Raw genomic sequence first — 17,585 nt, forward strand, 5'->3', positions numbered from 1 at the left:
GTGTGGGTGGGGCCCCCCTGCTCTCTTGGTGTCCAAAACTCGTCCACCTACCCCTCTCCACCCCCTGCGTGGGGGCCCCCCCCCGCCCCCCCCGCCCCCGGACGATTACCGCTCGACGCGGGCAGCGGCCACCCTCGCGGCAGCATCATGTCCGCCGACCGAACCGGATCCTCCGGCCTCGCTGCGCGTCCGGTCGGCCAGGGCGACAACGCCTGCCGCGGCTGTGGCCCCTGCGGCGGCAGCGACCAGACCGAACCAGCCGAACCAGCCGACCGCGGCGGCCCCGAACGCCGTGCCCAGACTGCCCCCGACGAAATAGACGGACATATACGCGCTGTTGAAGCGGGCCGGTGCCGACGAATCGATGGCCAGTACCGTGCTCTGATTCGCGACTTGCGCCGCGAACAGCCCGGCATCGAAGAGACCGAGACAAACCAATGTCACCACGGTGTTCGACAGCGCGACCGCCAGAACCACTGTCGAGGCGAAGGCGAGCGCGAGCCCGACCAGGATCACCTTCCTCGCACCGACCCGATCGGTCCAGCTTCCGGCGATCCGCGTCGCGACGACACCGGCCAGTCCGGCACAGGCGTACAGACCGATCCGTTCGGGCGAATACGAGTACGGAGGCTGCGACAACGCCACCGCGAGACCCGCCCAGATCGCACAGAACGCGAAGAACCACAGCGCACCCCGCGCCGCCGCCCATCGCAGCGCCGCGAAGCGAGCGAAGAGCCCGGGAATCCCCCGCACCGTATCCAGATATCCGGCACGCGCGCGACCACGCGCTGCCGGCAGGACGGAATACGCGATAGCCGCCACCGCGATACAGGGCACCGCGAAGACCACAAGCATTGCGCGCCAGCCGATCATCTCGGTGAGCCAGCCGCCGACGATGCGACCGGCGAGAATTCCGGCCGAAATCCCCGCGGTGACGATCCCCAGCACGGTGGCCTGACGGTGAGACCCCGCGAAACGCCCTGCCACCGAACTCAATTGAGCGCCGACGGCCGATCCCGCCCCGACCACACCGACGGCCGTTCCCAGCACCCACACCGAACCCGCAATCGCCCCGGCCGCCGAAGCGACAGCCAGTGCCGCGAATTGCGCCGCCACCACGGTCCGCGGCGCGAACCGGTCAACCAGCGGCACCAGCAGCACCAACCCCGCCAGATAGCCGATCGGCCCGAATGCCAGCGCGGTGCCGATCGCCGCCGCCGAGGTGTCCAGCGATCTGGCGACCTCGGCGACGGCCGGATGCAGCAGGTAGACACTGGCGGTTGCGAGCGCGGCCGCCGACGCCATGAACCACACGATCGGCGCGCGCAACACCGTGCCCGAAATCTCCGGAACCCTTTTGTTTTCCATGGCATCGACGTTAGAAATCTAGGGGCGACGGATCCGGCGGAAAACGGACTACACCGTCAGCCCGGCGCATCCTCGCCGGGCGCGATGGCCGCGGTGACCCGGTGCGCCAGCGCGCGGAGGTGGTCGATGAGTTCGGGTGGCTCGTGTACGCGGAAACCGAAGCCGAAAAGCCCGGTGTAGACGGCTATTTCGTCGAGCGAGTTCGATCCGGTGTGCAGCAGACAGTGCCCTTCGTCGATCGCTTCGATGACCCCGACAGTCGGCGGGATGCGATCCGCCGCCACGGCGGCCGATACCTCGAGCGTGATGCGGGCCTGATAGCGGTAGGCGGCGCTGCTGACACCGCGCGACACCCAGCCGGCCAGGTCGACCTCGGGCGCCTCGCGCGGGGTGAAGCGTGGCCCGTTGGGGATGCGCCGACGGAGGCGGTCCACGCGGTAGGTGCGCCAATCCTGCTTCTCGACATCCCAGCCGACCAGATACCAACGCCGTCCCGTGTGCACGAGTCGGTGAGGTTGCGCTGCTCGCCGGATCTCGGTGCCCTCGTGTGTGCGGTAGTCGAAACGGAGCTGTTCGTGGTCACGGATCGCGGCGGCGATCGCGGTCAGTACGTCCGGGTCGACCGTCGCGGCCCCGGCGGGCATGGTGACGGTGGCGGCTTGCAAGGCCGAGACGCGATGTCGCAGTCGTGACGGCAGGATCTGCTCCAGTTTCGCCAGCGCCCGCAACGAACTCTCCTCGATCCCGGTGACCGATCCGCCCGCGGCCGTGCGCAGCCCGAGCACGACGGCGACCGCCTCGTCATCGCTCAACAACAGCGGTGGCAGCTTGGCGCCCGCGCCCAGCCGGTATCCGGCCGTGCCTGCGACCGCGTGCACCGGATAGCCGAGAGTGCGCAGCTTGTCGATGTCACGGCGGACCGTGCGAGCGTCGACCTCGAGGCGCTCGGCCAGGTCGGGGCCGGTCCACACCCGGGGTGTCTGCAGCAGTGACAGGAGTTCGAGGAGGCGAGCCGAAGTTTCCAACACACTTCGTATTCTCCCCCATTGCTAGGGCAGTACCTGTCCTAGCCGCCTCGTAACGTGGTTCTCATGAGCGAAGCAATCACACCCTTCCGCATCGACATCCCGCAGTCCCAGCTCGACGACCTGCATCGGCGCCTCGACGCCACCCGCTGGACCGACGGCGTCACCGGAGTCGGCTGGGCGCAAGGCATCCCGCTCGACTACACCCAGGAGCTGGTGCGGTACTGGCGCACCGGCTACGACTGGCGGGCACAGGAGGCGCGACTGAACGCGTTCCCGCAATTCCGCACCGAGATCGACGGCCACGATGTGCATTTCCTCCACGTCCGGTCGGCCGAACCCGGTGCCATGCCTCTGATCCTCACCCACGGCTGGCCGGGATCGATCGTGGAGTTCCTCGAGGTGATCGGACCGCTGACCGATCCGGTCGCGCACGGCGGCCGGGCCGAGGACGCGTTCGACGTCGTCGTGCCGACCATTCCCGGATTCGGGTTCTCCGGCCCCGCGGTCGGCTGGTCGACGAGCCGGGCCGCGCGGGCCTGGGCGGAGCTGATGCGCAGGCTCGGCTACGAACGTTACGCCGCACACGGCGAAGACACCGGCGCGGCCATCTCACGGGAACTGGCGGTGATCGACCCCGACCACGTCGTGGCGTTGCACCTGACGATGATCGCCTCCGCCACCGTCACCCCCGAAACGGCCGACCTCGACAATCCCGCCGAGAAGCGCGCCCTGCAGCTGGCACAACGGGCCCAGTACGAACTCAGCGCGTACGCGCTGCTGCAGGCCACCCGCCCGCAGACGCTGTCGTACGCGCTCGCCGATTCCCCGGTGGGTCAGTTGGCGTGGATCGTCGAACGTTTCAAGGACTGGACCGACTCGACCGACGTGCCGGAGGACGCCGTCGATCGGGACGCGATGCTGACCAACGTCATGATCTACTGGCTCAACGCCACCGCCGGTTCGTCGGCCCGCTACTACTACGAGGGCGCCGCCACCTGGGGCAAGCCCGAACCGGAGACCGATGTGCCGGTCGCGGTAGCGGTCATGCCGCAGGATCTCGGCGTTCCGGTCCGCCGCATCGCCGAACGCAACCACAACATCGTGCGCTGGACCGAGTTCGATCGAGGCGGCCACTTCGCGGCCATGGAGGAACCCGACCTCATCATCGATGACCTGCGTGCCACGTTCCGCGCATACCGGCGACAGGCCCGACTCGCCGTGGCGGGGTGATCGTCTTATAGGTTCTGTCCATGAGTCGCACCACGGCCGTCTTCGACAGCATCCACATCGCTGCGGACCCGGTGTCTGTTTATCAGCAGGTCAGCGATCCGACCCTGATGGGTCGGTGGAGTCCGGAGAACCGCGGAGCGAAGGTCACCCAGCCGCGCGAGTCCACTTATGTGGGAATGGAATTCGAGGGGTTCAACAAGCGGGGCTTCGCTCGCTGGGTGACCCGCTGCGTGGTGATCACGGCCGAGCCGGGCAAGCGATTCGCGTTCCGCGTAGAGGCGATCGGTGTCCGCAGTCCGTGGATCCGCGGAGGTATCGCGACCTGGGAGTACCGATTCGAGCCGGACAACGGTGGCACCCTGGTCACCGAGACCTGGCACGACGATCGCAAGACCTGGCCGAACGCGGCGGTTCAGGTCTTCGACCGGATCGCCACCGGCGGCGACACCTTCGTGGAATTCCAGCGCAAGAACATCCACCGCACCCTGCGCAACCTCAAGCGGCAACTCGAGTCGACGGACTGAACGGGTCTCAGTCCTTGACCGGCGAGGGATCCGGTATCTCGCCGGGCCGGTAGTTCGGCAGCCGACCTGCCGGGACGATCGCGGTAGCGCTGATACCGGCCAGGATGAGCAGCCCGAGTTTGAGCGTGCGCAGGCGGGCGTCTTCGTTGATTTCGACGGCGGCGTCGACCTGTTCCGGTGTCGCGTCGGTCCGTTCGAGAATCTCGTGCAGGCGGTCGTTGCTGACGAAGTTCACATTGTCGAGGTCGACCTGGGCGATCAGCGCATCGGGCAGATCGAGGTTGCTGACGATCGCCTGGCCGACGGTGAAGCTCAGGATCGTCACCAGCATGGCCCCGACGACCGCCGTGCCGACGGCCGACGCGAGGTTCTGCGTGGTGCCGCGGATCGACCCGACGTCCCCGGCGAGGTTCTTGGGCGCCGAGGTCACCAGGACGTTGAACACGAGGGTGACGAGTGCGCCCTGGCCGATGCCGAACACGATCAGTCCGGCGATCGTCGGCAAGGTCTCCCAGTTGTTGTTCACCACATAGGCGAGCCAGATCAGGGCACCGGTGGTCAGCGTGAACGAGAAGATGCCGATGACGCGGGCGCTGTAGTGCTTGTAGAAGCGGACGACGAGGGTCGCGGTGACGAAGACCGTGAGGTTGAACGGCATCATCGCCAGCGAGGTGTCGAACGGTGACCGTCCCTGCACGATCTGGATGTAGAGCGGGACCGTGAAATTGAGCGCGGCCTCGAGGGCGACGACGATGAACATCGCGTACACGGCCGCTCGCTCGCGGGAACTGCCGAGCACCGACAGGTCGACCAGCGGTGCCTTGCCTGCCCGCATCCGCTGTCGCGTCCACAAGAAGAAGGCTTGTCCGAGCACGATGCCGACCACGATCAGCACGGGAGCGGGTGAGAGACCGAGCAGGTCGAACGGCGCCGCGGGGTCGGCGAAGAACAGGCCCCAGGCATTGAGGTTGTTGAAGCCCAGGGTGAGCAGCACGATCGCCGCGCCGATCAGCACCGCGGCGGTGAGGTCGATGTCGATGCCGGCGGCGCCGTGGTCGGAGCGCAGGGTGAAACTGAAGGCGAACACGATCACGGCCAGCACCAGCACGATCCCGAACACCGGTCGCCAGCCGACGAGCGAGCCGAGTGCGCCACCGATGAAGAAGGCGCTCACTCCCGAGATCGCTCGCGCCGACCCGAGCGAACCGATGGCTGTCGCCTGCTGCTCACCGTGGTAGTTCTCGGCGATCAGAGCCACCAGCGCGGGAACGATGATCGCCGCCGAGGCACCCGCCAGCGCTTGTCCGGCGATCGCCCACGACACCGACGGGGAGAAGATCATGATCAACGCCGAACCGGCGAACGTCGCGACAACGACCCGGAAGATGCGTAGCCAGCCGACGCGTTGCCCGAGTTTCGCGCCGACCATGACCAGTGCCGCCACGGCGAGGCCGTAGACAACGATCGTCGAACTCACCACCGTCGGCGCGGAGCCGAAGTCTTCGACCATGCCGCCGAGCGAGACGGGCAGCGCGGCGACGTTGAACGACATCAGCACCTGCGCGAAGAAAAGACCGACCATCGGCAGCCATGACGTCCGCTCGGAATATGTTGTCGTCGAACTGGATTCAGCGGTCATTGCTGATCACTCCCTTGCTCCGAGTAGGCGTTCGACGCGAACAGATTCAGCCCGAGGGTGCGGGAAAGGTACGCGGTCGCCCGCTGGCCACGCACGCTGTTACCGGCCGAATCCAGTCGAGGAGAGTACGTTCCGATCGCTCCCTTTCCCGGCGCCACGGCGACGATTCCGCCCGCGACACCGGATTTGGCAGGCAGCCCGATCTCGAAGAGCCACTCACCGGACCGCTCGTACATTCCGGTCGCGGCGAGAACCGAGAGGGTGTCGCGGCAGACGCCGGCCGAGACGACCCGCTGCTGCGTCAACGGATTCACCCCGCCGTCGGCGAGGGTCGCGCCCATGACGGCGAGATCACGGGAATCCACGAGCAGCGAGCACTGCCTGGTGTAGACATCGACGACCTCCAGCGGATCGATATGGATGCGCCCGTAGCTTTCGAGCAGTGCCGCGATCGCTCTGTTGCGCTGGTTGGTCAGCATTTCGGATCGGTAGACGCCGCCGTCGAGTTCGAGCTGACGGCCGGCGAAACGTGACAGCCCGGAACGGATCTGTTCCCACTGCTCGGCGGCGGTGGCACCGGGGATCATCGCGGTGGTCGCCATCGCGCCGGCATTGACCATCGGATTCATCGGGTGACCGTCGTTCAGCTCGATCGCGATGACCGAGTTGAAGGCCAGTCCGGTGTTGTTCACGCCGACACGGTCACGCACCCCGTCGTGCCCGAGTGCCTCACACACCAGGGCATAGACGAATGCCTTGGCGATCGACTGGATGCTGAACACCGCTGACGCGGTTCCCGCGGGGTGCAACTCACCGTTGACCTCGGCCACGGTGATGCCGAACGCCTCGGGATCGGCCTCGGCCAGCGCGGGAATGTAGTCGGCGACGACCCCTGCCTGATGGGATCGGTACCGCTCATAGGCCGCGCCGACGTGCGATTCGACGTCGTCCCAACCGGGCAGTGCACCGGTGGAGACCGCTTGTTCGACATTCCCCACATCGAGGTCCATCTTTCCGTCGGATGTCGGTGTGGACACAGAGATCCCTCACTTCTGATATAGCCGAGCACTGTCATTTGTGGGCGCGACGAGTGGTGAGAACTCCGGCAACCCAGCCGACGACGAACATCGCCAACAGGATCAACCACATCGGGGAACGGACCGAGATCAACAGGAATTCGATGGATACCTTTCCTCTGTTCTCCACCACGAAAACGACGGCGACGATGCTCAACCCGATGGCGATCCATTGGGTTGGTGAGACGCGACTCAGCAGGGACCGCTTACCGGCGGCATCGTTCATCAGAGTCCTCCTTTCGACGGGTGGCGTTCACTCGGCGCCACGCAGGATCTCTCGCAAACGCTCGGTGTCGGCGACGGTCCAGCCGGCGGGTTCCAGGATCGCCACCCAGGCATCGGCGATAACCGCCTGGAAGGTGTGGCCGTGCCCGTCGGGCACATCGACCGAGACGGCCATGTCCGCGGACACCTGCAGAAATGTCACCACCGGGATCCAGCGGGTGCTCGGCAAGACATCGCGGCCGCGTTCTTCGCTCAGCCAGTCGGGTTTCTGGAACAGCAGTCGCGGTGTCCACCAGGTGATCGGGTCGGAGGCGTGCTGGAGGTAGACCACTTTGGGTGCGGTCCACGCGGTGTCGGGGCGGGCGAGATCCGGTGCGTCGGCGACGAATCGCACTGTGTGCCCGTCACGGTAGATCGGTAGCCACTGTGGGGAACCCGGGTCGCGTCGTGCGGTGGCATCGCGCCATACCGGATTGGTGGCGGTGGGACCGACGAACAGGACTCCGTCGGTGCGGGCCGCCATGTCCTGGATACCGGAGAAGGCCGCCTCACCACCGAAGGATCCGAGGCTCTCCCCGAAAACCACCAGCTTCGGCCGGCGATCGACCGGCAACAGGTCCCACTCGGCGTGCACCGCCTCGAACAATGCTTGACCGGCCTGTCGAGCGCGTTCCTGGTCGACGACGAAGGACAGCCAACTCGGCAGGTAGGAGTACTGCATACTCACCAGCGCACTGTCACCGCCCGCCAGATACTCCAGCGCCGAGGCAGTCGACTCGTTGATCCACCCGGTGCCGGTGGTGGTCGCGATCCCGAGGACCGCTCGTTGGAAGCCACCGGCCCGCCGCAACTCGGCAACCGCGAGATCTGCTTCGGCCCTGATCGTCTCCGCGGAATCGAGGCCGGTGTAGACGCGAATCGGCTCGCGCGCGGGCTTTCCGCTGAATGCCGTCAGTTCGGCCGCGGTCAGACCGTTGGACACGAAGATTCGTCCCTGCCTGCCCAGCGAGTCCCAGCTCACCAGCGAGCCGGGACCACCGGAACGCTCCGCGAGGACGGGCTCCTCGGTATCGGGCGAACTCTCCTGGTTGACCGCCTTGAATGTCTCGTTGAGCATCGACATCGCCACGTCGGCCACCACCCCGTTGACCGCGGCGACAGCTAGGGCGGCCACCACCACAGCGCCGAGCACCGCCGCGACGCGGGTGGGCAGCACCCGCCCCAACAGCCCACCGACCCATCGCGACAATGCCCAGCACAGCCGCGCCACCGCGAGCAACACCGCGAACACCACGACAGCGATCGCCACGATGATCGGATAGGCGTGCCAGGGAAGACCGCTCACTCCCATGAGTGACCGCAGATCCCTTTGCCACTCGGCATACCAGGCCAGCACGGCGACCGATCCGAGGCAGGCCACGACGCCGAGCCCCCACCACAACACCGACGGCGTCGGCCGAGGCTGCCGTTGCAGCATCCACCACAGCAGCGCGGCGACTGCGACACCGAGTCCGTACCCGAAGACCGCCGCGGCACCGGTGACGACCCCTTGGAACAACGGACCTCTGGGCAGCAGCGACGGCGTCAATGACAACCACACCAATACCAATGCCCCCACCGCGCCACCGAAATGGAATCCCCGGCGCCGAAAAGTGGGTTCCGCGACCGGCCGTGCGGACGAATTTTCCTGGCGGGTGCCCGCCGCGATCTCGGGAGGTGGGGGATCCTGGGAACTCGCGTCGGTTCGGTGTGCGCCGAACGTCCACCGTCGACCGTCTCCGCGCGTGGAATTCATTTGTTCCCCTGTGTTTCGCCCAACGATCCACCGGTGCACGCATTTCGCTGTCGAGTGTCAACTCGATGCGGTTCGTTCAATGTGGAACTATACGACCCGATCTCACCAGAACACCGGAATAGGGCTTTCGACACCAACAATGTGATCTAACCGCAGGTCAGAACTGGTGACTCCGTTCGGTACAACCACCGGTCAGTGCGAATAGTTGCCGATTGTTCAGGGAACCGTCGGTGGGCGTTCGGGAACCAGGAGGGCACCGATCTCTGTACCGATGCCGACGGCATTGTTCTGGTTGGAATCGGAGGCCGGGCCGAGGGTGGCGTAGACGACAACGGTTGTCCCGGTTTTCGTGTCGTAATAGGCGACGCCGTCGTAGCCGCCGTAGGACGGGTTCATGAACAGCCAGTCGGCGAGGTGGACCACGCCGAAGGCGAAGTATTTCTCTGTGGTGAAGGGGCCAAGGCCCGCGGTGGAGGGGCCCATCATCTGCTGGAACTGGTCGGGGGTGAGTCGTTCGCCCGTGCCGAGGGCGCGGACCCAGCGGCCGACGTCGGCGACGGTCGAGTTCATGTTGCCGCTGTGCAGGAAGGCGGTGGGGTTCCAGAAGGTGGAGTCTTCGAAGACGTTTCGTTCGTTGGTGTATCCGTGCAGGATCGGTTCGTCGACCTGTGGGGTGAGTACTACTTTGCTGTCGTGCATCCCGAGCGGTTCGGTGATGTGTTCGGCGATCAGCTCGCCCAGTGGCTTGCCCGCCGCCTTCTGCAGCACTTCGCCGAGGACGACCAGATCGCTGTGGGCGTAGGCGAACCTGGTGCCCGGCTCGAACAGCGGTGGGCGGGCGTTGGCGCGATCGAGCAGTTGCTGTGCGGTCCATTCGCGGATCGGGTTCTCGCCGAAGATCTTCAGGAACTCCGGTTCGGTCACATAGTCGGAGATGCCGGAGGTGCTGTCGGCGAGCATTCGCGGGGTGATCTTGTCGGCGCGCGGGAAGTCGGGCAGCCAGCGGGCGATGGGTTCGTCGAGTTTCAGCACGCCCTGTCCGTCGAGTCGCCACAGCACGGTGGACAGCATGGGTTCCATGGGCTGGCCGACCCGCAACCGCATATCCGCTGTCGCGGGGACACCGAGCGGTGATCCGCCGAGCGCGCCGAGGGCGATCTGTTCGGTACCCCGCCATGCGCCGTAGACCGCGGAACTGAGGTCGAGTTCGGTCATCTTCGCGCGGACGATGTCAGCGATCTTCGACGCTTCGGGACTCTCGACCTGCGACGACGAGCCCGTGGACGGGGAGTCGGCGGACTTCTCCTGCGCAGTGCAGCCGCCCGTCGCGATGGCGAGCACGACCGCGAACACCGCACATGATCTGCGATATCCGCGAAGCGGGGGCGACAAACTCATGACGGCGATCCCTTCGTTCAGAAGAACTCACGATCAGCGGCGATGTCGAATCTACGCGCCGACGGCACTCGACCGGCTGAGACTCGCGAGCTACTCGAGGCCACAAGGTCATACTCGAAGGACCTGGCAGCGACGACACCGAAGGAACACCGATGGGACTCGAGGACGAGGAGTTCGACTGCGACCTCCCGCCGATGGCCTTCTCCCCCAACGACGCCCGCCGGTACTGGTTCGAGCACCGCCACCACGATTGCGGGCTCGGTGCCGCCGCATGGGAGGTCCTGGCCGGATCACGTGGCCTCCCATGGCCGGACGCACACGAACTGCGGAACCCCCGGGACTGGACGAATGCCTACCGACACCGAGGACTACCGACCGAAATCACCGCCGACGGGGCAGGCGTGGAGCTGGTATGCGACGACACGGTCACCGCGCTACTCGTACCCGCCGGACTCGCCGCCGCCACCTACGACGGCAACGCTCTGGCAGTACCGACACTCGCCACGGCGCCGCCCTATGTTCCGCTGCACCGGTGGGCGATGCTCACCCGGTCCGTGTCCCTGTCCGACGACGCCGCCGGAGTTCTCACCGATCTCCATGTCACCGTCCTCGTGCCCGGGGATCGGCTGCGGCTCCCCACCGGACCCGGCACCTGCCTCGACCCACCGCACTATTGGCATGAATGGCCCAGTCGGTCCCATCCCGGCAAGCCCTACCTCGTGCTGTTTCTCCAACTCGCCAACATGCTGCTGACCAGCAGCAGAGCTGGGTGCTCGCTGGCCTCAGCCAACGGCCGGCTCGAGGTCCTGCGCCACCGGTGATCGCACGGCGAAGGGGCCTCGACCGCTAGTTCACGAGGGAAAGCATCCTGGTGAGGGTTGCGAGCTGTTCGTCGTAGGAACCATCGAGCTTGGCGAGAAGCGTGGTGATGCCGACGCTCTCGTAGGCGCGGACGCGTTCGGCGATCATATCGGGCGTGCCGATCAGGTTGGTGAGCCGGCCGAGGTCCAGTGGCACTTCGCGACGCGCGGCCTCGTGATCGCCTGCTTCCCAGCGCTCGCGAACGGTCGCGATGGCGTCCCCGTAGCCCAGTCTGGTGAACGCGTCGTTGTAGAAATTGCGGCCGCCCGCACCCATCGAACCGATGGTGAACGCGTATCCGTCGGCGTGCCTGCGGCTTGCGACGGTCGCCGACGCCTCGTCTTCGGTGAACTCCACCGCGACCGGTGCGACGAGGTCCAGATCAGCCAATGTGCGGCCCGCCAGTTCGGCGCCCTCGCGAATGGGGCCGAGGAAAGTCTCGGCAGCCTCGGGGATGAAGGCGTTGCCGAGCCAGCCGTCCGCGGCCTCGCCGGTGAGGCGCAGATTGGCCGGACCCATGGCCGCGATGTAGACGGGTACGTGGCGGGGACGCACGAGCGGACGAAGGGCTCGTCCCACGCTGTCGGGCAACGGAAGTGGATAGATCTCGCCGGCGTGCTCGAGTCTGTCGCCGCGACTGACAGTCCGGATGATCTCGATCGTCTCGCGTGTGGTCTGCACCGGCTTGCGGAAGCGAACGCCGTGCCAGCCTTCCATGACGCGCGGACCCGAAACACCGATGCCGAGGTCGAAACGGCCGCCCGACAGCTCCTCGAGGCTGAGCGCGGACGTGGCGAGCAGAGCCGGTGTGCGCGAGCCGAGTTGGACGATGAAGGTGCCCAATCGAATCGTGGAGGTCTTGGCGGCGAGGTAGGCGAGCCCGGTCAGCGCGTCGTAGCCCCAGACTTCGGGAACCCACAACGACGAGACGCCGATCCGCTCGGCCGCGAGAGCGAAATCGGCCGCACCGGGCAGCCGCGGTTCGATCATGACACCGATCTGCACGTTTCACGCTTCCTGTGGGCGGATGGAATTCGCGAGGATCACTTCCAGCTCGCAGAGGACGTCGTCGAGCGGAGCGGTCGAGCGCGCTGCCCGGCACAGGATGACCGCGCCTTCGATGGCGGCGATGGCCATCGTGGCCAGCCGGGAGGCGCGAGCCTGCTCCACGCCCTCCGCTGTCAACGAGCGGGTCACCGCATCCTGCCACCGCCGGAAGATGTCGGCGACGGCTGGGATCAGCCGCTGATCGTCTTCCGATCCGCCGACCGTCACCGATACCACCGGACATCCCGCCGCGTAGTCGCTCTCATGGAGGATCTGCGTCCAGAACGCGCCGAATCGCCGGAGGGCACCGACCGAACCTTCGCGCACGGATTCGTCGATGATCGCCGTGATGGCGTTGCCCGCGAGTTCGACTGCCTCGGCGATGATCTGGTTCCGGCCACCGGAGAAGTGGTGATACACCGAGCCGCGGGGTGTCCGACTGCGCGTCAGGACGGCATCGACGGTAACCCCCGCGGCTCCACGTTCCCGCAGGAGTTCTACCGCGCCGTAGAGCATCTTCTGCTTGGTCCCGCTTCGTGCCGCCACGTTGTCCCTCCACATCGAGGGCGCGAAGTTAGCCACCCTGACATAGAGCATAGTAGGGCGGGCTCTCACGCCCAGACCCCCCGGCAACAAGGCCCTGGCATCTCAACTGACACCGGCTTCGGTGTTCAGATACGTCACGAGATCGCGGGGCAGCCCGTGTGTGTCGTGCAGATAGCGGTAGTCGTCGTCGGTCAAGGGCCCGGTGAAACGGCCGTGGGACAGGACCTTTCGACCACGCTGGAGCAGCACAGCGAATTTGCGTTCCTCATCGAGCAGGATGGTGCGCACCTCGTCGGGGTGAACGGATTGCCGGAAGTGCCCGAGGGTGTGTTCGACAAGCTCGATCGGCAGATCGAACAGGGTGCGGGTCGGATCGTCGCGCCACAGCGTGGTCAGGGTGCGGCGGATCAAACGACGGAGGATATGACCGCGACCGGACGGCGATGGCGTGACCCGGTCGCCGAGGACGACGATGCCCGATCGCAGATGGTCCGACAGCAGCCGCAGCGTCCGATCGTCGCGTGTGCCCCAGATTCGGGGCAGGGTGGTCAGCCAGGGCTCGAAAACGTCGATCTCGAAGACGGACCGCGTGTTCCGCAGGATTCGCACCAGTCGTTCCACACCGAGGCCGGTGTCGATGCCGGGCGTGCGCATCGGTTCGAGGCTGCCGTCGGGATGCCGGACGTAGCGCATCATGACGTGATTCCACACCTCCACCCACCGATCATCGGAGGTCGGTGTGCCCTGCGGCAGTCCGTCCCCGGTCCAGACGAAGACCTCCGAATCGGGCCCGCAGAGCCCGGTCGGGCCGTTGGACCACCAGTTCTCGTCCGTGGTCGGCTCGACCGGTAAGCCCAGCTCATCCCATGTGCGCCACGACTCGTGGTCGGGCTCGACCTGTTCGTCACCGCCGAATACCGTGACCGACATCCGGCCGGGGTCGATACCGAAGCCGTCGCGCAGCAGTTCGAATCCCCACCGCAGGCTCTGCGGGCCGCCGTAGTCGCCCAGTGACCAGGATCCGAGCATTTCGAACACGGTGAGGTGGGTGTCGTCACCGACCTCGTCGAGATCGGTGGTGCGCAGGCATCGCTGCAGGCTGGTGAGCCGCCGACCCAGAGGGTGGGGCCGACCCATCAGATACGGGGTCAGCGGATGCATCCCGGAGGTGGTGAACAGCACCGGGTCCCCCGGCGAGGGAACGAGCGATCCGCCCGGCGTGAGTTCATGCCCGCGTTCGCGGAAGAAGTCGTGGAAGGTCTGAACGGTCTGGTCTGTCGTGATCATGGTGGTCGCTCCATCGATGTGAAATCGACCGGAAGCGACCGCACCTGGCAAGTCCGGCACCAGGACCGACGCACACCAGCGGACCGTTTCCGGTCGCCGGCATGGGAGAAAGAAGGTCAGGCGGCTGCGACCGGCGAGCTGAGAGCTCGTGCGGCCGCGGCGGCGATTCGTGAAGTGACCTTCATGCCTGCACGGTAGCAACCAGGCCGTGCCGAGCACGACCGATTATCTGCGCACCGGCCACCACGGGATGGACCCGAACGCATCAAAATCGAGGACGCGCGGGCGACTTGTTGATACAGTCCCAGACAGCTAACTACGGATGCGTAGATATTTGGTAAACATCCGTGTAGATCAGAGGTCGGATTCGGTCGAACAGCTCTGCGGCCGCATGGAACACGGGGTGATCGACATGGTATCGACAGACGGCAAAGTTGCTGTTCCAACGGATTTCGAGCTCGTCGTCAGGTTCTGTCTCGACTGGTGGCGTGACCATCCGCGACAGTCTGCCGAGACCGCTGGCCGACAGGTCACCATGGCGTGGCAAGCCACCGCAGAGCTGGTCCGGGCACTGGTGCAACGACGTTTTCCGCTGTCCGAATTCCTCCGGCAGAGCTCATTCATGGCAGGTGTCTCAGCCACCCCGACGCTGCTGGTCGCCATCCCGATCGCGGCCATCGTTTCGATTCAGATCGGTTCGCTGGTCAGCCAGGTCGGCGCGACGACCTTCATCGGCGCGGTCAATGGCCTCGGCATCATCCGGCAGGGCGCGCCGCTGGTCACCTCGCTGATGATCGCAGGCGCGGTCGGCTCGTCGATCTGCGCTGATCTCGGTTCCCGCACCATCCGCGAGGAGATCGATGCCATGCGGGTGATGGGCGTCGATCCGGTCCGCAGGCTGGTCGCGCCGCGACTGCTCGCCGCGGTGCTCGTGAGCGTGCTGCTGTGTGGGTTCGTGGTGTTCATCGGCTTCGCCACCGGCTATCTGTTCAACATCTACATCCAGGACGGCACCCCCGGTTCCTACATCAGCACCTTCGCCTCGTTCGCCGTCGCGAGCGACCTGCTGGTCGCGCTGGTGAAGGCAGCGGTATTCGGCGCACTCACCGCGATCATCGCCTGCGATTGCGGCCTGAACACCAAGGGTGGACCGGGAGGTGTCGCGAACGCGGTGAACTCCGCGGTGGTCAGCTCGGCGATCGTGCTGTTCGCGGCCAATATCGCGCTCACCCAGATCTACAACACCCTGTTCCCTTCCAAGGTGCTCTGAGATGACGAACTACCTACCGCCCCTGCTGCGTCCGCTCCGCGCTGTCAAGGCCACGACCGACCCCATCACCGAGGCCAACGCGAGATTGGGACATCAGGGCGTCGTCTTCGTGGAGACGTTGCTGGCGATCCCGTTCGTCCTCCGGCACTACCGCAAAGAGGTCGTGCGGCTGATCATCGACGTCACCTGGGGCAACGGCGCGCTGGTGGTCGGTGGCGGCACGGTCGGCGTGATCCTGATCCTGTGCGGCTTCGGCGGCATCACCGTGGGAATGGAATCGCATTCCGCCTTGGATCTGCTGACGATGAGCCCGCTCACCGGCGCGATCTCCGGCTTCGCCACCACCCGTGAACTGGCTCCTCTGCTGGCCACCATCGCCTTCGCCGCCCAGGCGGGTTGCCGGTTCACCGCCCAGATCGGCTCGATGCGGATCGCCGAGGAGATCGACGCACTCGAGTCGATGGCGATCCGCCCGCTCCCCTACCTGATCACCACCCGCATGCTGGCCGCCGCGGTCGCGATCCTGCCGCTCTACAGCATCGGCATGGCCACCGCCTACCTCACCACCAAGGTCACCGCGTTCTTCCTGGGCGGCAACGGCATCGGCACCTACGACCACTATTTCCACCAGTTCCTCGACCCGGGCGACATCGTCTACTCGGTGCTCAAAGCGGTCGCGTTCGTGCTTGTCGCCACCTTCATCCAATGCCACTTCGGCTACATCGCCGCAGGCGGACCGGAAGGTGTCGGGGTCGCGGCCGGGCGCGCGATCAAGATGACGATCATTGTCGTCGTTTTCCTCAATCTGCTTCTCACACTCGCGATCTGGGGCGTCGACTCCGGCATCCGGATCTCCGGATAGGGGACAACTATGTATCCGGATCCCAGTGGACGCGGCTGGTCGCGCGGGCGGCTCAGCGTGGCCGGTGTAGCGATGACGCTGAGCCTGTCCGGCGTCGTCGCGCTGCTCGGGCTGCGCTACGCGGGCCATTTCGAGGAGACCGTCGCGGTGACGGCACGGATGACCAGCACCGGCGACGGGCTACCTGCCCGCGCCGATGTGCGTTTCCGCGGACTGCTGGTCGGCGCGGTGTCGGAAGTGCAGATCGCCGAAAAAGGGCTGAGCCAGCGTGTGGAACTCGACCTCGAACCTGCCGCTGCCTCGGCCATCCCGGCCTCGGTGACGGCTCGTGTCGTGCCTGCCAACATCTTCGGAGTCACCTCGATCGAACTCGTGGACAACGGCCCGGCCGCGACGCCATTGCGCGCGGGTGCTGTCGTCGAGCAGGACACCAGCCGGGCGACGGTAGCCCTACAGACCACGCTGACCACGTTGCGTGACGTCCTGGATCGCATCCAGCCCGCCAAACTCGCCCGGGTGCTGGCCACCCTGGCCGAGGCACTCGACGGTGACGCCCGGATGCCCGGCTCCACGATCGAACGCCTCGACCAGTGGATCACCGAGGTCCGCGCGATGCCCGGGATCGGCGACCTGCTCGGCGACCTCGGCGCGGCTACCGCGGCGGTGAATCAGTCGGCACCCGAACTCGCTGATGCCCTGGGCAAATCAGTGCAGACGGCACACACGATCACTGTTCGCCGCAGCCAGGTGATCGAACTGCTCACCTCGGCAGGCGCGGCCACCGACGCGACCCAGGCGTTGTTCGCCCGCAACCCGGACGCGGGCAAGGAGCTCGTCGTCGGCTTGGACGAGACATTCGGCGCACTCGCGGCGGATCCGTCGGCGTTGAGCGAAACCGTCACCGCGCTCGGCGATTCCCTGAGTCGCCTTGCCACCGTGTTCAATTGGGGGCCGAACAAGCAGATGCAGTGGGACGTCACGGTCTCGTTCACGCCGTTCCGCCAGTACACCGCGGCCGACTGCCCGCGTTACGGCAGCCAAGCCGGACCACGGTGCGATACCGGCAGCATTCCGGATTCCCCTGCGCCACAGTCTTATCCGGCGCAGTTGCTTCCCGGCTGGCTGGCATCGGCGGGGCCCGCACCGATTCCCACCATGCCCGCCCTGCCTGTCCTGCCGAACATTCCGGCCCTGCCGAACATCCCCGGACTCTCGCTACCCGGTCTGGTGATCCCCGGCATCACCGCCCCGGCGAGTTCCGTTCCGCAGCAACCCAGCCACCGAGCCGGACCGGTCGCGCTCACCGGACCCGCCGCGGTGGCCGCGTTCCTGGGCGAGCGCCCGAACACCACCCAGCAGCTTCTGCTCGGCGCCGTCCTCACCGGTGCGACCGTGACGCTGGCACCGCCACCCTCAGGAGGCCACTGAG

The 17,585-nt window shown here is 66.4% G+C and carries 16 protein-coding genes; 6 read left to right on the forward strand and 10 right to left on the reverse strand.

Going from position 1 to position 17,585, the window contains the following annotated elements:
- Positions 1-105: 105 nt before the first annotated feature.
- Together ACFWPX_RS08210 and ACFWPX_RS08215 are read right to left on the reverse strand one after the other, a co-directional pair.
- The gene (locus tag ACFWPX_RS08210) at positions 106-1,368 is read right to left on the reverse strand and encodes an MFS transporter (protein WP_378926786.1); all 1,263 of its coding nucleotides are present in this window, start codon (positions 1,366-1,368) and stop codon (positions 106-108) included.
- A 56-nt stretch (positions 1,369-1,424) separates the two neighbouring features.
- Positions 1,425-2,396 carry a helix-turn-helix transcriptional regulator gene (locus tag ACFWPX_RS08215; RefSeq protein WP_378926787.1) on the reverse strand — a complete coding sequence of 324 codons (972 nt, stop codon included), beginning with the start codon at positions 2,394-2,396 and terminating at the stop codon, positions 1,425-1,427.
- A 63-nt stretch (positions 2,397-2,459) separates the two neighbouring features.
- Between ACFWPX_RS08215 and ACFWPX_RS08220 the strand changes: the two genes are divergently transcribed.
- Both ACFWPX_RS08220 and ACFWPX_RS08225 read left to right on the forward strand, forming a co-directional pair.
- Positions 2,460-3,626 carry an epoxide hydrolase family protein gene (locus tag ACFWPX_RS08220; RefSeq protein ID WP_378926788.1) on the forward strand — a complete coding sequence of 389 codons (1,167 nt, stop codon included), beginning with the start codon at positions 2,460-2,462 and terminating at the stop codon, positions 3,624-3,626.
- Positions 3,627-3,646: 20 nt separating this feature from the next.
- Positions 3,647-4,150 carry an SRPBCC family protein gene (locus ACFWPX_RS08225; protein WP_378926790.1) on the forward strand — a complete coding sequence of 168 codons (504 nt, stop codon included), beginning with the start codon at positions 3,647-3,649 and terminating at the stop codon, positions 4,148-4,150.
- Between the two features lie 7 nt (positions 4,151-4,157).
- Here ACFWPX_RS08225 and ACFWPX_RS08230 read toward each other — a convergent pair whose 3' ends face one another.
- From ACFWPX_RS08230 to ACFWPX_RS08250, 5 genes are all read right to left on the reverse strand, one after another.
- Complete coding sequence (locus ACFWPX_RS08230) at positions 4,158-5,789, reverse strand: MFS transporter (RefSeq protein ID WP_378917968.1); 1,632 nt, start codon at positions 5,787-5,789, stop codon at positions 4,158-4,160.
- Positions 5,786-6,826 carry a glutaminase A gene (gene glsA, locus ACFWPX_RS08235; RefSeq protein WP_378926792.1) on the reverse strand — a complete coding sequence of 347 codons (1,041 nt, stop codon included), beginning with the start codon at positions 6,824-6,826 and terminating at the stop codon, positions 5,786-5,788. The genes ACFWPX_RS08230 and glsA overlap by 4 nt, the downstream gene beginning before the upstream one ends.
- Before the next feature lie 34 nt (positions 6,827-6,860).
- Complete coding sequence (locus ACFWPX_RS08240; protein WP_378917972.1) at positions 6,861-7,091, reverse strand: hypothetical protein; 231 nt, start codon at positions 7,089-7,091, stop codon at positions 6,861-6,863.
- A 27-nt stretch (positions 7,092-7,118) separates the two neighbouring features.
- Positions 7,119-8,885, reverse strand: a complete 1,767-nt coding sequence (locus tag ACFWPX_RS08245) for an alpha/beta hydrolase (RefSeq protein ID WP_378926794.1) — start codon at positions 8,883-8,885, stop codon at positions 7,119-7,121.
- A 216-nt stretch (positions 8,886-9,101) separates the two neighbouring features.
- On the reverse strand, positions 9,102-10,283 hold the full coding sequence (locus ACFWPX_RS08250; RefSeq protein WP_378926795.1) for a serine hydrolase domain-containing protein: 1,182 nt from the start codon (positions 10,281-10,283) through the stop codon (positions 9,102-9,104).
- Between the two features lie 152 nt (positions 10,284-10,435).
- Between ACFWPX_RS08250 and ACFWPX_RS08255 the strand changes: the two genes are divergently transcribed.
- A complete protein-coding gene (locus tag ACFWPX_RS08255) occupies positions 10,436-11,104 on the forward strand; it encodes a hypothetical protein (protein WP_378926796.1) in 669 nt (222 codons plus the stop codon).
- A 25-nt stretch (positions 11,105-11,129) separates the two neighbouring features.
- Here the strand turns inward: ACFWPX_RS08255 and ACFWPX_RS08260 are convergent, their stop codons facing one another.
- The 3 genes from ACFWPX_RS08260 to ACFWPX_RS08270 form a co-directional block, all read right to left on the reverse strand.
- Positions 11,130-12,149 carry an LLM class flavin-dependent oxidoreductase gene (locus ACFWPX_RS08260; protein ID WP_378926797.1) on the reverse strand — a complete coding sequence of 340 codons (1,020 nt, stop codon included), beginning with the start codon at positions 12,147-12,149 and terminating at the stop codon, positions 11,130-11,132.
- Positions 12,150-12,152: 3 nt separating this feature from the next.
- Positions 12,153-12,737 (reverse strand): TetR/AcrR family transcriptional regulator, encoded by a 585-nt coding sequence (locus ACFWPX_RS08265; protein ID WP_378917983.1) that lies wholly within the window; start codon positions 12,735-12,737, stop codon positions 12,153-12,155.
- Between the two features lie 102 nt (positions 12,738-12,839).
- Entirely contained in the window at positions 12,840-14,024 is a 1,185-nt protein-coding gene (locus ACFWPX_RS08270) for an alanine--tRNA ligase-related protein (protein ID WP_378926798.1), read from the reverse strand.
- Positions 14,025-14,436: 412 nt separating this feature from the next.
- On the opposite strand from ACFWPX_RS08270, the gene ACFWPX_RS08275 reads away from it, so the two are divergent.
- Genes ACFWPX_RS08275 through ACFWPX_RS08285 form a run of 3 tightly spaced genes read left to right on the forward strand, consistent with a single transcriptional unit; the run spans position 14,437 to position 17,584 of the window.
- Entirely contained in the window at positions 14,437-15,294 is an 858-nt protein-coding gene (locus ACFWPX_RS08275) for an MlaE family ABC transporter permease (protein ID WP_378926799.1), read from the forward strand.
- A gap of 1 nt (position 15,295) precedes the next feature.
- The gene (locus tag ACFWPX_RS08280) at positions 15,296-16,156 is read left to right on the forward strand and encodes an MlaE family ABC transporter permease (RefSeq protein WP_378926800.1); all 861 of its coding nucleotides are present in this window, start codon (positions 15,296-15,298) and stop codon (positions 16,154-16,156) included.
- Between the two features lie 9 nt (positions 16,157-16,165).
- Entirely contained in the window at positions 16,166-17,584 is a 1,419-nt protein-coding gene (locus ACFWPX_RS08285; RefSeq protein WP_378926801.1) for an MlaD family protein, read from the forward strand.
- Position 17,585: the final 1 nt, after the last annotated feature.

Source organism: Nocardia sp. NPDC058518 (assembly GCF_042719655.1).
Lineage (GTDB): Bacteria > Actinomycetota > Actinomycetes > Mycobacteriales > Mycobacteriaceae > Nocardia.

Excerpts from the sequence above, each read along its gene's own strand:
- ACFWPX_RS08210 (WP_378926786.1), bottom strand. The coding sequence starts at position 1,368 with ATGGAAAACAAAAGGGTTCCGGAGATTTCGGGCACGGTGTTGCGCGCG.
- ACFWPX_RS08285 (WP_378926801.1), top strand. The coding sequence starts at position 16,166 with ATGTATCCGGATCCCAGTGGACGCGGCTGGTCGCGCGGGCGGCTCAGC.
- ACFWPX_RS08275 (WP_378926799.1), top strand. The coding sequence starts at position 14,437 with ATGGTATCGACAGACGGCAAAGTTGCTGTTCCAACGGATTTCGAGCTC.
- ACFWPX_RS08230 (WP_378917968.1), bottom strand. The coding sequence starts at position 5,789 with ATGACCGCTGAATCCAGTTCGACGACAACATATTCCGAGCGGACGTCA.
- ACFWPX_RS08240 (WP_378917972.1), bottom strand. The coding sequence starts at position 7,091 with ATGAACGATGCCGCCGGTAAGCGGTCCCTGCTGAGTCGCGTCTCACCA.
- ACFWPX_RS08220 (WP_378926788.1), top strand. The coding sequence starts at position 2,460 with ATGAGCGAAGCAATCACACCCTTCCGCATCGACATCCCGCAGTCCCAG.
- ACFWPX_RS08280 (WP_378926800.1), top strand. The coding sequence starts at position 15,296 with ATGACGAACTACCTACCGCCCCTGCTGCGTCCGCTCCGCGCTGTCAAG.
- ACFWPX_RS08225 (WP_378926790.1), top strand. The coding sequence starts at position 3,647 with ATGAGTCGCACCACGGCCGTCTTCGACAGCATCCACATCGCTGCGGAC.
- ACFWPX_RS08250 (WP_378926795.1), bottom strand. The coding sequence starts at position 10,283 with ATGAGTTTGTCGCCCCCGCTTCGCGGATATCGCAGATCATGTGCGGTG.
- ACFWPX_RS08245 (WP_378926794.1), bottom strand. The coding sequence starts at position 8,885 with ATGAATTCCACGCGCGGAGACGGTCGACGGTGGACGTTCGGCGCACAC.
- ACFWPX_RS08270 (WP_378926798.1), bottom strand. The coding sequence starts at position 14,024 with ATGATCACGACAGACCAGACCGTTCAGACCTTCCACGACTTCTTCCGC.
- ACFWPX_RS08255 (WP_378926796.1), top strand. The coding sequence starts at position 10,436 with ATGGGACTCGAGGACGAGGAGTTCGACTGCGACCTCCCGCCGATGGCC.